Annotated in this window: 10 protein-coding genes; 8 read left to right on the top strand and 2 right to left on the bottom strand. The window is 54.5% G+C overall.

The features are described from left to right. From SH528x_RS22660 to SH528x_RS22625, 8 genes are all read left to right on the top strand, one after another. A complete protein-coding gene (locus SH528x_RS22660) occupies positions 1-1,377 on the top strand; it encodes a tRNA modification GTPase (protein WP_442505729.1) in 1,377 nt (458 codons plus the stop codon). A gap of 2 nt (positions 1,378-1,379) precedes the next feature. Further along, positions 1,380-1,964, top strand: a complete 585-nt coding sequence (locus SH528x_RS22655) for a methylated-DNA--[protein]-cysteine S-methyltransferase (protein WP_442505728.1) — start codon at positions 1,380-1,382, stop codon at positions 1,962-1,964. Between the two features lie 188 nt (positions 1,965-2,152). Continuing rightward, on the top strand, positions 2,153-2,881 hold the full coding sequence (gene deoC / locus SH528x_RS22650; RefSeq protein ID WP_442505727.1) for a deoxyribose-phosphate aldolase: 729 nt from the start codon (positions 2,153-2,155) through the stop codon (positions 2,879-2,881). A gap of 811 nt (positions 2,882-3,692) precedes the next feature. Then, positions 3,693-4,127, top strand: coding sequence for a Minf_1886 family protein (locus SH528x_RS22645; protein ID WP_442505726.1), 435 nt, complete (start codon positions 3,693-3,695; stop codon positions 4,125-4,127). Between the two features lie 10 nt (positions 4,128-4,137). Beyond that, positions 4,138-4,947, top strand: a complete 810-nt coding sequence (locus SH528x_RS22640; protein ID WP_442512160.1) for a class I SAM-dependent methyltransferase — start codon at positions 4,138-4,140, stop codon at positions 4,945-4,947. Between the two features lie 57 nt (positions 4,948-5,004). Further along, a complete protein-coding gene (locus SH528x_RS22635; RefSeq protein WP_442505725.1) occupies positions 5,005-6,381 on the top strand; it encodes an MFS transporter in 1,377 nt (458 codons plus the stop codon). Then, complete coding sequence (gene queG / locus SH528x_RS22630; protein ID WP_442505724.1) at positions 6,374-7,450, top strand: tRNA epoxyqueuosine(34) reductase QueG; 1,077 nt, start codon at positions 6,374-6,376, stop codon at positions 7,448-7,450. The genes SH528x_RS22635 and queG overlap by 8 nt, the downstream gene beginning before the upstream one ends. A gap of 461 nt (positions 7,451-7,911) precedes the next feature. After that, positions 7,912-9,369: an IS1182 family transposase gene (locus SH528x_RS22625; protein WP_442512159.1), complete on the top strand. Its 1,458-nt coding sequence runs from the start codon at positions 7,912-7,914 to the stop codon at positions 9,367-9,369. A gap of 93 nt (positions 9,370-9,462) precedes the next feature. Here the strand turns inward: SH528x_RS22625 and scpA are convergent, their stop codons facing one another. Together scpA and SH528x_RS22615 are read right to left on the bottom strand one after the other, a co-directional pair. Then, on the bottom strand, positions 9,463-11,706 hold the full coding sequence (scpA, locus tag SH528x_RS22620; RefSeq protein ID WP_442505723.1) for a methylmalonyl-CoA mutase: 2,244 nt from the start codon (positions 11,704-11,706) through the stop codon (positions 9,463-9,465). Beyond that, complete coding sequence (locus SH528x_RS22615; RefSeq protein WP_442505722.1) at positions 11,703-13,340, bottom strand: methylmalonyl-CoA mutase family protein; 1,638 nt, start codon at positions 13,338-13,340, stop codon at positions 11,703-11,705. Before SH528x_RS22615 ends, scpA begins: the two co-directional genes overlap by 4 nt. Positions 13,341-13,444 lie beyond the last annotated feature (104 nt).

Genomic DNA, 13,444 nt, shown 5'->3' with positions numbered 1-13,444 from the left:
ATGCTCGATTCCGATGAAACCATTGTGGCGATCGCATCGCCAACAACGCCCGCGATGCGAGGGATTGTTCGCATGTCAGGGCAATCGGTCGTATCGATTCTGGAATCGGTCGGCGTGCCGACGTCACACACAAAACGCCCTCAGGTGATCGACAGCCGGATCGATCTCGGAATGCCGCTCGGTGAGATGGATGTCACAGTGTCGCTGTGGCCGACATCCCAAAGTTACACGGGGCAACCGTCGGCAGAACTGCACACGATCGGATCCGCGCCGGTGTTGCAATCGATCGTGGGTGTGTTGAGTTCTGCGGGTGCTCGCGCAGCGCGTCCTGGTGAATTTACCATGCGGGCGTTTTTGGCGGGTCGGTTGGACTTGCCGCAAGCCGAAGCGGTGCTCGGTGTCATCGAGGCGGAGCAACGAGGATCGCTCGAGCATGCGCTCAAACAATTGGCAGGAAACCTTTCCCGACCGCTCGAACATATGCGTAGCGAGATGCTCGATCTGCTTGCCGATGTCGAAGCAGGCCTCGATTTTGTTGACGAGGACATTGAATTCGTCAGTGACGAGGCTTTGGTCGAGCGTTTAAGCGTGATCCATACCGCGGTAGAAAAAACGCGTCAATCGATGGAATCCCGCGGGGGCAATCGATCGAAAATGATTGTCGCTTTTCGCGGTAATCCCAACGCCGGCAAAAGCCATCTAATCAACGCATTGGTGGGACATGAAGTGGCGATTGTCGCCGATGTCGCAGGCACCACACGCGACATTGTATCGGTGGAAACCGTCCTCGATGGCAATGCGATCCAGTGGGTCGATACCGCCGGAATCGAAAGTCGTGCTCAGGAAGATCCGCTCTTTGAAATCACCGCGGCTTCGCAGTCTCAGGCGCTTCGTGCGTCGCAAAACGCCGACGTGCGACTTTGGTGCGTTGATGCGTCCAAAGAAGATTTGGCGGCACAGCGACGTTACTTTGAAACTCACGATGGTTCGTCTAAGCGGTCGTCGATTGATATCTGGGTCGCGACAAAATCCGATCTGATCGAGGCTGTCGTGACGGAATCCGATTGGATTTACACCAGCGTGGTCACCGGCGACGGCGTGGAGAAGCTGCGAAATCGCATTTCGCAATTTGCGGGGTCTCGCGACCAGGAAGAGGTCGGTTCGATCATGGGGACCGCCGCACGCTGCTCGGGTTCGCTTGCCCACGCTGCCGAGTGCATCGAAACAGCAATTCGTCTTGTTCAACACGGCGATGGACACGAATTTGTCGCGTCGGAACTTCGCGTCGCCGTCGAGTGTCTTGGTGAGGTCACCGGGACGGTCTACACTGACGATATCTTGGATCGCGTATTCGGTCGCTTTTGTATTGGAAAATAGACATGGCATCACGAAGTCGAACTCCGCTTGCTGCAAAGCAACAATGTCCATCGACTGCCACGTGTGTCGCAGAGCATCAATCGCCGTTGGGGAAGATGTGGTCCGAGTGGACCGAGCGTGGGTTATGGAGTTTGCGATGGGGAAATGATCGCGCCCAAAGTCCGTCGCCGCAGAAATTGTCGCAAACAAATATGACCACCGTCCGGGAGTGGGTTGAATCTCTCGACGAGCGATTGCAATCCTATTTTGAGTTTGGCTGCACTACGTTTGAAACGGTGCAAGTCGACGAATCGAATTGGACACCGTTCATGAAGGCGGTATACCGACATTGTCGTGAAATCCAACCAGGGACTCGCCAGACGTACAAACAATTGGCCGAGTGCGCAGGCAGTCCGCGAGCAAGCCGAGCCGTTGGCAGTAGCATGGCTCGCAATCGGATGCCGATTGTAATTCCGTGTCACCGGGTGGTTGCATCGTCCGGCAAACTATGTGGTTTTAGCGCACCCGGTGGACTCGATACGAAGCAGTATTTGCTGGACCTGGAAAGCGATAACGCAGTGCAAATCACTGCAGAACTTGCGATTTAATTTGCTTTAAAAGAAACTCAGGACTGCAAAGCTTCCCCCGCGTGGCTGTTTTCAAATTGCCAAGATGATTCATGATTCAAGGCATGAATTGCTGATTTTGGACATCGTCCATGACGATGTTCACACTGTGGCACGTGGATGGGACCGACAACATCCGTCTCCTCCGATCTCGCAAAAAACAAAACGACATGAGCAACGAATTCACATACCCCGACATCGCGAAAATGATCGATCATGCGTTGTTGTCACCAACGCTTTCGACCTCGGATCTTGATACCGGAATTAAGCTGGCTTTGGCCTACGATGTCGCCAGTGTATGCATCATGCCGTGTGCGGTACCTCGATGTGCGAAAATGCTTTCCGGCAGTACGGTCAAGACATCAACTGTGATCGGATTCCCGCTTGGTTTAAACACCACAGCGGTCAAGCGGGCGGAGGCGGAACAAGCGATCGCCGATGGCTGCGAAGAGCTCGATATGGTCGTCAATGTTTCGAAAGTGATCAGCGGCGATTGGATCGAGGTTCGCGATGACATTGCTGCGGTGATCGAGGTCGCCCACGGGAAGAAGCAAAAAGTAAAAGTTATTTTTGAGAATTGTTACTTGAATGACGATCAAAAAATTCGGCTCTGTGAGATCAGTGGTGAGCTGAATGCAGATTGGGTTAAAACGTCGACGGGTTTTGGCACCAGCGGCGCGACGATCGATGATATTCGGCTGATGCGAAAGCACTCCCCTAGCCACGTCCAAGTGAAGGCTGCAGGAGGGATTCGCGACCTCGAAATGGTGGAAAAGATGCGTGATCTGGGTGTTAGCCGGGTTGGCGCCAGCCGAACGAAAGAGATCCTTGACGAGTGCCGAATCCAACTTGGGTTGTCGAAAATTGACGTGGCAGATAGCCCTATTGGCGGTTACTGATTTATTTAAAAAAAGATGTGTACATCTTCGGATATACGACGTTTTCCCGGTGGCTGTTTGTTCATCCGATGGGTGCAAATAGCGTCGAACGTACGGAAATCGCGGGGTATTTTTAAAAAATTCCTCACTAATTTCTTCGCAGATTCGCATCCCCCCACATTGCGGAAATCTTGGATTTGTTGTTTACTATCGTTTAGCTTTGATGCCGCCTAACATACAATCGTAGAGCCCCTCATTTGAAGGGGCGACTCAAACTTGCTGGCGGGTAGCCATTTACGTCGTTTGCCCCACGACGCGGTGTGTTGCCCGTCAGCTTTTTTTTGTTTTCCAAGTTGCGTAAGACATTCGGCATTCTTGCTGATGCCATGTTTCTAAGCGTCACTGATGGCGGGAGCATGGCAAGTCTCGGTGTCATGGCAAGCCAAAGTCACCGCATCGCTCTGTTTCATTGACACAGCAATATGCGGCCTCTGCGTGTCAATTCCGCTGGTTTCGCAAACTTGGTCGCTTCGACGGTGATGGGTATGTAAGCCGATTTGGATTTCAGCTTGTGTGCTCAGCAGGGGGCATGTCCCCCTTTTAATCCCCGTCTTTTGCAGACGAGCAATCGCAGTCGAATTGTTTTTTTTGCGGCGAGCGGTCAAAATAGAAATACGCGGTATGGAAACGGTGTGTGACTCGAAAGCAGTTTCGTTACCTGTGTAATGATTCCTCAGACATACGATTCACATCCCGTGCTGTTGATTGGCCGAAGCAATTTGGTACCGATCGCCCCCGTCAAACTACTCGACGCGTCCTCAGAGTTCCCCACATGACGACTCCTCTTCAAGCGATTCGCGATTTACTTAACGAAGATAAACGTTATCGCATCGAAGCGTACCAATTCATTCGCGAGTCATTGCACTACGCGCACGAGAACAATGAATCGGCGAGCGTCGAGTCGACGGTCGATGTAGAAGCGGCATCGGAAACTGCGCCTGAAAATCCGAATCACGTCACGGGCCAACAACTTTGCGAGTCATGTCGCCGCTATGCGATTGATCAATATGGTTATCTCGCAAAAATGGTTTTAGCAAATTGGGGCATTCGCTCGACAAGCGACCTCGGTGAATTGGTGTACAATCTGATTCGCATCGAACAGATGCGTAAAAGTGAAACCGATCGCCGCGAGGATTTTGATGACGTCTTTGATTTTGACGACGCGTTCGAGCCTCAGTTTGAACTTGTCGCTCGCGACGAAGACTGAGTCGAATCGAATGCGAGCGGGTTTGTGGGCCGGATGTTTCTTCGTCTGGCTGATCGCGTGTTCAGCGATGAACGCGTCGGCTCAAAATCCCGCCACGGTCGAGCCGCCCACGTCACCGGATTCCGCTGATCTCGCGTCTTCCCCCCCGGACGAAAAGCCACGTCGTACTTACATGGGCCGCATTGTTGCGCAGCCGATGGGGCACCAAGGCGCACCGTGGCTGATTCGTGACAACCGCGATGACGAAGAAAACGCGTCCGAGTCGTTTGTCCAATTGAAATTGACCGAAGGTATGGTCGTTTGTGACCTGGGATGTGGGAACGGTTATTGGACGCTACCGATGGCCAAGAAAGTCGGCGAAAGTGGCCGCGTGCTGGCAGTCGACATCCAGCGTGAAATGCTACAGAAACTTCGCGTTCGTGGTGCCAAAGCCAAACTGCGAAACATCGAGCCTATTCTCGGAAAAGTCGACAACCCCAATCTGCCAATCGGCGAAGTCGATCTGATTTTGATGGTCGATGTGTACCACGAATTTTCGCATCCGCAATCAATGCTGTGGCATATGCACCGTTCATTAAAACCCAACGGTGTCATTGCTCTGCTGGAATACCGTGAGGAGGATCCTTCGGTGCCGATTAAGCCACTGCATAAGATGTCAAAAAATCAGATCATGAAGGAGTACGAACAGAACCACTTCAAGCTCGTGAAAGAGTATAACATGCTGCCTTGGCAACATTTAATGTTCTTCGCCCGCGACGACAGCCCGCTTGAGTCGGTGGATCCGATCCCCACGAAGCAAGTTCTCGAATCGCTTCCCTAGACCGACGTCGCTTACCAACCTGCCTCCATTACTCCCTCCAAACGGAAGTCCCTCTCAATGGCTCCTAGTGTTCGCATCCGTCTTTCCGTCATGATGTTCCTGCAGTTCTTTATTTGGGGATCGTGGTATGTCACCGCCCCCAATTTTCTGAGCACGATCGGATTCGAGGCGGCTGATTTTGGCAATACTTACTCTGTGGGTCCGATCGCCGGGCTGCTGACCCCGCTGCTGGTCGGATTGATCGCGGATCGCTTCTTCTCGGCTCAAAAAGTGCTCGCAATCCTGCATTTGCTCGGGGGCGTGATCATGTTTGGGGCGGTCTCGTTTATGAAAGGGGAATCGCCTTCGCCGTCGGTCATCAACTGGGGTTTCTTTCTCGGCTACATGCTTACCTATTATCCGACGCTGGCGTTGACCAATACGATCGCGTTGAAAAACATGTCGGATCCGGAAAAGGAATTTCCTGGTATCCGGGTGCTCGGCACCATCGGTTGGATCGCGGCGGGTTTTGCATTGACGTTTACCGGTTATGAAACCAATTCGGGCATGTTTTACATGACCGCAGTTGCCGCGATCGCATTGGGCGTGTTTAGCTTTTTGCTTCCCGATACCCCGCCGGTCCGCTCGGACGAAAAGGTATCGATTCGCCAACTGTTCGGACTTGATGCGTTGGCGCTGTTAAAAGACCGTTCGTATTTGGTCTTCTTGGTATCGTCGATGTTGATCTGTATTCCGCTCGCGTTTTACTACCAGATCACTAGCCGCGTGGTGGAGTTGACCGGGTTGCCGATCGGGACAACGATGTCGTATGGCCAGATCTCTGAGATCGTGTTCATGTTGGTCATGCCGTTCTTCTTCAAACGGCTTGGCGTTAAATGGATGCTTGCGATTGGCATGTTGGCCGGGGTAGGGCGTTACACTCTGTTTGCCTTCGGAGCAACCGATCAAATTCGCTGGATGATTATCCTTGGCATCGTGCTGCACGGCATCTGTTACGACTTTTTCTTCGTCACCGGACAAATCTATACCGACAAGAAGGCTCCCGAATCCGTACGCGCTCAAGCGCAAGGATTGTTGGTTATGTTGACGCTTGGATTAGGCATGATGATCGGTGCTCAAGTCGCCGGCAAAATCGAAGGTCAACATACAACCAAAGAGTCCGTCCAATATAGCGAGGTCGTTGTAGCCAAAACCAAACAAATCGACGAAGCAACGAAGGTTAACGCAAGCGAATCCGAAATTGCCGTCATGCAAGAAGAAAAGGCAGACGCTCGTCATTCCGAGCTCGCGGCAATCGAGTGGTATTGGTTGTGGATGAAACCTGCTCTGTTCGCTTTGGCCGTGTTGATTGGCTTTATCTTGCTGTTCCACGAGCGTGGCGTGGATATCGCCAAGGCTGATATTGAACCCGTCGAGACCGCTCCCGTTGAGTGAACGCGGTAAAACGGATCCGATTACGTCGCCAGCCGATTTCCTGGCAACGTTTCGCAACCAAGCATCCGAGCTTGGTTTTATCGCAGTAGGGGTCGCTCCGGCGATCCAATCAGACGGTTTTTCGCACTTAGCTCGCTGGATCGAAGCGGGCTACGCGGGCGAGATGGACTACATCGCAAACCGACTGGACGCCTACCAACATCCAAGCGGGGTGCTCGAAGGTTGCCGCAGTGTGATCGCGCTGGCGTATCCCTACGACGCGGGACCAACCCAATCAGTTGCCTCAGGGGTTGGCCGCGTGGCACGCTATGCATGGCAAGGCGTCGATTATCACGACGTTATCCATCCCAAGCTGAAACGGCTGGTGAAATCGATTCGCGAATCGTTTCCGGACGCTGCTGCACGCGGGGTCGTCGACACCGCTCCGATCATGGAACGCGAGATCGCTCAGTTGGCGGGGCTGGGATGGCGAGGGAAAAATACGCTGCTGCTAAACAAACGCCTCGGCAGCTATTTCTTTCTTGCCTGTGTTTTGACGGATGTCGAGTTCCCCGCCGACACGCCCCATGAATCGTCGCACTGTGGTACCTGCACTGCCTGTCTCGATGCCTGTCCCACCAACGCATTTCCGCAAGCGGGAGTGTTGGACGCGACGCGTTGCATCAGCTATCTGACCATCGAAAACCGTAACGAGATCGCCGAGGATTTGCGAGAATCGCTGGGTGATTGGGCGTTTGGGTGTGATGTTTGCCAAGAGGTGTGTCCGTGGAACCGTAAACCGATGCGGCAATACGAACGCGCGGCACCGGCACGTCAACCGCTCGATGTGTTAGAGCTTCGATCGCTATTTTCGCTCGACGACGCGGGATTTCGCGAGCGTTATCGCAAGACGCCGCTATGGCGGACACGTCGCCGTGGCGTATTACGAAACGCGGCACTGGTGCTCGGCAACCAACGTGATCCCGAATCCTTGCCCGCCTTGCGAATCGGGCTAGCGGACGAAGACGCCCTGGTTCGGGAAGCCTCGCAGTGGGCGATCCAGCAGATCCAGCGTGATCCGACTGGCTGATCTACCGAAGCCGGGCTTATTCGGGCCTGCTAAATCTCCGGGGTTGCCATTGGATAGTGGGGTTGAGTTTTGCTTCCGGCCGGTACTGCAGTCACCTCTCCACCGACGAAGTCGGGGGAGAGGTCGAGCACGCCCTTAAGGCGTTGCTCGGGTGAGGGGGCGACCGCGCTATCGACCGAGCACTTCCGGTGCAAACGGCGTTATCGTCGGCGAGTGGCTTGCTCGGTCAGCCCCCTCACCCGAACGTCGCTGAAGGCTCCGTTCGACCTCTCCCCCAACGAAGAGGTCGTGCAGGTTTTAAGTTGTTTTAACAACTGGGTTTAGCGCAAAAAAAATTGACCTTCGTTTGGATTGGGATTTCGCACAGAATGTGCGTCGCTGTTCTTTCCAAGCCATACGGAGGTCGCCATGAGCATAAACGATTCAGAGACGATTAAAAAGTCAGTTATCGCCCCGTCCCTCTGCCAGCAAGCGATCAGCGATGGAAACAAATTGATGCCAAACTTCCGCCGGACGATCTTGCACGAATTGTTCGCCGGCAGGTTGAACAACTTGATCGTAGCGAAGTCGATCGGATGTACAGTGGTAGGGGCCAGGAGCCCTACGATCCCATTCTGCTTTTGCAGATGGTTCTCTATCAGTTCCTCAAGGGACGACTCAGCCCTGCAAGTTGGGAGGAAGAAGCCAAGCTCAACGAAGCGATGCAATGGCTCGGTCATGGATACACGCCGGCTCGTCGAACTTGGTATGATTTTCGTGATCGCATCGGCGACGTCATTGAGAGGCTTCATGACGACGTGACCCAACGGGCCATCGAGCAAGGGCATCTTGACCCGACCACGGTGGCTCTAGATGGCACGTCGATTGCCGCCTGTGCATCGCGGCATCGGATGGTCAATCGCAACACTCTCCAGAGGCGACAGGAACTCTTAAAAGAACTGATCGACGGCACTTACTGCCGAACCGATCCTCTTCCCAAATGGGTGCCGCCAACGGAGTCAGGCCGACAAGATTTGGCCTCTCGAATCGAGGCAGCCGCCATCGTACTGGAGCAACGGATTAATGAAAACGCTAAAAAGCCGAGTGATAAACGCAAAGATCCTGACAAGATCACCGTCAGCTTGACTGACCCCATTGCGCCGCTGGGCCGCGATAAACGCAAGACGTATCGTCCGTTGTATACCGTTCAATTTATGGTCGATCCGGTCAGTCGACTGATTGTTAGTTATCTGTGTCAAGCCTCTGCAACGGATGCGGGCACGCTGGCCCCCATGATCGACAAGACGCAAAAGTTATTCGGCGGCCAACTCAAGAGGGTGCTGGCCGATGGCGGCTACTGCAGCATTCTTGACCTTACCGACGCGCGTGATCGGAACATTGATTTGCTGGCACCGCCATCGGCCAGCGGTAGCGCTGCAAAGCGGAAGTCACGCAGCGGCGAAATTCAAATTCCCCGCGAAGAATTTCGTTTTCAAGCCTCATCGAATTGCTATGAGTGCCCGCAAGGTCACCGCTTAGCCTATTTGTGGCGAGAAAAGAAGATGCGTATGGGCGACCGATATGTTTACCAATCGACCTATCAGTGTGACGCGAAGTTCTGTGAGGGCTGTCCGTTGGCCGAACGCTGTCTCAGCGGCAAAGGCCCACGACGAATCAAGCGAATCGAAGGCGAAGAGATGCTGGAGGCTCAACGCGAGAAGATGGCAAGTGAATCTTGCAAGACGCTTTATCGTTTACGCGGGCAAACCGTGGAACTCTCCTTTGGCGACGCCAAAGGGAATCGGCGAGTGGACCGCTTTCACGGTCGCGGAATAAAGCGAGCCCGCTGCGAGACCGGTCTGTTGGTCCTAGCTCAAAATCTCCTGCGTCTGGATAAACTACAGCAAAGAGCCATAAGTCTAGGAAAACAAACAGCTTAAAAGCTGCACGACCTCCGAAGTTGGTAGAGAGGTGGCAGAAATGCCAGCGCAACTGCAAAACCACTAAAAGCCGATCGAGTTTGCGGCCCAGACTTATCCTGAAACGGATTTCGCGGCAGCCTGAGTCGTGTTGGCGTTGGCCAAACTGGTTTCGAGTTGCTCAATCAGAACCAACGCGGCATCGGCAATCTTGGTTCCTGGGCCAAAAATCGCCGTGGCACCCGCTTGGTACAAAACCTCATGATCTTGAGGCGGTACAACTCCTCCGACCACGATCATGATGCTTTCGTGACCGCGTCGGACGAGCTCATCGTGCAGTGCCGGAACGAGCGTCAAATGGTTTGCGGTTAACGAGCTGACGCCGATCATTTGCACATTTTGCTGGATCGCTGTATCGGCGGTTTCTTCGGCTGTTTGAAACAGCGGTCCAATTTCAACATCAAAGCCAATATCGGCCAGCGCCGACGCAATCACTTTCTGTCCACGATCGTGACCATCCTGGCCCATTTTGGCGACCAGGATTCGCGGAGCGAGTCCAGACGCGTCGGTATACGCAGCAACTCGCTGTTGCACTGCGGATAACGCCTCGCAATGTTTTATGCCGGACGAATAGACGCCTCGCACGACTCGCGCAGGAGCTGAGTAGCGACCGTAGACCGATTCGAGAGCATCGCTGACTTCTCCCACAGTAGCTCTTGCTCGTGCCGCATCCACGGCACACGCGAGTAGGTTGGTTTGGGGATCCGAAGCTGCATGACGTAGCGCCGCCAAACTGTGTTCTAGCATGACCGGATCACGTTCGGCACGTAACTGCTGTAGCCGATCGAATTGATTCTGCAGCACCGCTGCGTTGTCAATTTTGCGAACTCGGAATTCTTCTTGGCCCGGATGGCAGTATTGATTCAAACCAATCACTGACTTCGCGCCCGACTCGACATTCATCTGAGCACGCGTGGCCGCCTCTTCGATTCGCTGTCTTGGTATGCCTAATTGGATGGCTTGGGTCATACCGCCTGCCGCTTCAATTTCATCGATGTGTTGCTGGGCTCGATCGACGAGATCTCGAGTCAGACGTTCCACGTAATAGCTGCCGCCCCAAGCGTCGACAACCTTGCAGGTATCGGTTTCATGCTGCAGAAACAATTGCGTGTTGCGGGCAATGCGAGCCGAAAAATCGGTGGGAAGTGCAAACGCTTCGTCGATCGCATTGGTGTGCAGGGACTGGGTATGACCGTGAGTTGCCGCCATCGCCTCGATGCACGTTCGCGTAGCGTTGTTGTAAACGTCTTGCGCGACCAAGCTGTAGCCACTCGTTTGACAGTGCGCCCGCAAACACATGCTTTTGGGATTGTTCGGGCCGAACGCTTTGACGATTTCGGCCCACATTAAACGTGCCGCACGCAACTTGGCTACTTCCATAAAGTAGTCCATGCCAACGCCCCAGAAAAAAGAAAACCGGGGACAAAATTGATCGACACTCAATCCCGCATTCACTCCCGCTCGGATGTATTCCAATCCATCGGCCAGCGTGTAAGCCAACTCGAGATCCGCAGTCGCACCGGCCTCTTGCAGGTGATAGCCGCTGATGCTGATGCTATTGAATCGCGGCATCCGCTCGGTCGTGTAGTACAAGACATCCGCCACGATCCGCATGCTTGCCTCGGGCGGATAGATGTAGGTGTTTCGCACCAGAAACTCTTTCAAAATGTCATTTTGAATCGTCCCCATCAATTGACTCGCTTGGACTCCTTGTTCTTCTGCTGCAACCAGATACATCGCCATGATCGGCAACACGGCACCGTTCATGGTCATCGAGACACTCATTTTGTCCAGCGGGATGTCGTGGAACAAAATCCGCATGTCTTCGACGCTGTCGATCGCCACGCCGGCCATGCCGACATCCCCGGCAACGCGAGGATGGTCCGAGTCGTAGCCGCGGTGGGTCGCCAAGTCAAACGCAACGCTCAACCCGCGTTGCCCTGCGGCCACGTTGCGACGAAAAAATGCATTCGAGTCCTCTGCCGTCGAAAAACCAGCGTACTGCCGAATCGTCCATGGCCGCTGGCGATACATCGTTGCATACGGTCCTCGCAAAAACGGAGCCGAGCCCGGCTTTGAATCTAAATGGTCCAAGCCCACCAAATCGCGGGCGGTATAGATCGGTCGGATCGGAATCTTTTCGTCAGTTTCCTGCCCTAACGCGGCTTGTCGAGCCGATCCGTTTTGTTGCGTGCAGAACGCATCCCACGATGAGCGTTCTGCTTGTGGATCGGTCGCTTTCTTGTCTGTGGTACAACTGCGAAGCGGTACTTCGGCAAAGTTAGGAACGGGACTCATGGTGACACCTCCGTGGATGCTTGATCCCCTAACATGCGATTCATTTGCGGAATCGAGGCACCGCCTTGTGCCGCGACAAACATCGCTTCGGCTAGGTTGGGTCCATGTTCAAACAGCGGAATTGCGACGTGGGCATCGCCATGTTCAGCAAACCGACGCATTGACTCTTGCCGCAGCCGATCTAAATTCGGCGGAGCATGTCGAACGACGCGATCGCCGGAGTGAATGAACTTAGTCACTCCGACAATACTTTTCTCGCCATAAGCAAACTGGCTCGCCCATTTTTGAGCCGACAGTGCAACTTGCTTCGCTACCCAACCGTTTCGCACGCAGGTGAGCATGCCGCCGCGTCGCTCGACTTCTTGAAATAGCGCCCACGCCTTTTCACACAGTTGATTGGTCAGCGTTTCAAAAAAGTAACTGCCTCCGCTCGGGTCGACCACGCGACGGAGTTGAGCTTCTTCGCTGAGGATCAACACCGTGTTGCGAGCCATCCGCCGCCCGAATTCATCCGGCAACTGGATCGCGTGATCAAGCGGAAGCGAGGTGACTGCATCGGCACCCCCGAGTAGCCCCGAAAACACCGCGACGCAGTTGCGTAGCAGATTGATGTTCACATCACGATCCGTCATCACTCGCGAACTTGTGCATGTTTGAATTTTCATCGGCGGCGGCGCCGCGCCACATACTTGCATCACGCGGGTCCACAGCACGCGTGCGGCTCGCAGTTTGGCAATGGAAAGAAAGTGATCCGTTCCGAGACTGAATCGAAACAAGATTTGTGCGGCTGCTTGATCGATCGACAAGGACTCGGTTCGAGAGTCTCGTGTGGTGGTCATCGCACGCAGATACTGCACCGCAGTGGCAATCGAGAACGCGAGTTCTTGCGTGTCGGTTCCGCCCGCGTCGTAATAAGTTGTACTATCGACGGCGACAGAGGTGACATTGGGATACGTTCGCGAAGTCCAAGTCGCAAGATCCGACAACCCAAGCAGCGGCTTGCCTCGTAGCTGGGCAAGCCATGGCTCACGCGAGAGCGTCCCGATCGGGTCAGCAGCGAACGCGCCACGGGCTTGAAGCGGGTCGACGCCGCGTCGTTCCCATAACGCCGCGAGCGAAGCCGCGGCGGCCAGAAAACCGTTACCCGCATCCAGAGCAATTGCGGTTTGGTCCAGCGGTACCGAAGCAAGTGCCGTGTCAAAGTCGCTCGCTTCGTAAAGCATCACGCCATCGTCACCGAGCAACCCGTCACCGAGCAACTGGTCGCCTCGTATCCCCTCGCCGAGTATGCCGTTCACATCATCACAGGGCGTGCCAAACGCTTGCCCTGATCCCGAGCGGACGGCACGGTCCAGACGCAATTCCAACGAGGTCACTCCACCCTGCAAATCGTCCAACGCCGCACGGTTCGTCAGTTCTGGATCGGGATGAGCGTGTCGCTGGCGAAGGTCGATCGCCAACGAACCGCCTAAATCCTTTGTCACGCCGCGGAGCAGAAAATCACGATCCGGCGTCATGCATGAAGAAGAATCGAATGCAGCCCGCGTGTAAATCGCCTGCAACTCGATATCGTCATCGGCTCGCCAATCCACTGCATTTTGACTTGCCGGCTGCTTAATGTCGGCCGAGTCCACCGAGGGAGAACTACTTGGCTGGGAACACCCAACCTTGGGCGCGGTGGAGCATTGCGCGGAAGAGCATTTTGGATCGAGCATGTTGGGCGCCATCGACGCTGAGT

Origin of the sequence: Novipirellula methanifontis (assembly GCF_052161655.1) — a bacterium.
Lineage (GTDB): Bacteria > Planctomycetota > Planctomycetia > Pirellulales > Pirellulaceae > Novipirellula.
Note: the sequence above shows the minus strand (reverse complement) of the source record. Positions and strands in the feature narration are given on the sequence as shown.

Coding starts and splice junctions, on each gene's coding strand:
- SH528x_RS22660 (WP_442505729.1), top strand. CDS start 1: ATGCTCGATTCCGATGAAACCATTGTGGCGATCGCATCGCCAACAACG.
- SH528x_RS22655 (WP_442505728.1), top strand. CDS start 1,380: ATGGCATCACGAAGTCGAACTCCGCTTGCTGCAAAGCAACAATGTCCA.
- deoC (WP_442505727.1), top strand. CDS start 2,153: ATGAGCAACGAATTCACATACCCCGACATCGCGAAAATGATCGATCAT.
- SH528x_RS22645 (WP_442505726.1), top strand. CDS start 3,693: ATGACGACTCCTCTTCAAGCGATTCGCGATTTACTTAACGAAGATAAA.
- SH528x_RS22640 (WP_442512160.1), top strand. CDS start 4,138: ATGCGAGCGGGTTTGTGGGCCGGATGTTTCTTCGTCTGGCTGATCGCG.
- SH528x_RS22635 (WP_442505725.1), top strand. CDS start 5,005: ATGGCTCCTAGTGTTCGCATCCGTCTTTCCGTCATGATGTTCCTGCAG.
- scpA (WP_442505723.1), bottom strand. CDS start 11,706: ATGAGTCCCGTTCCTAACTTTGCCGAAGTACCGCTTCGCAGTTGTACC.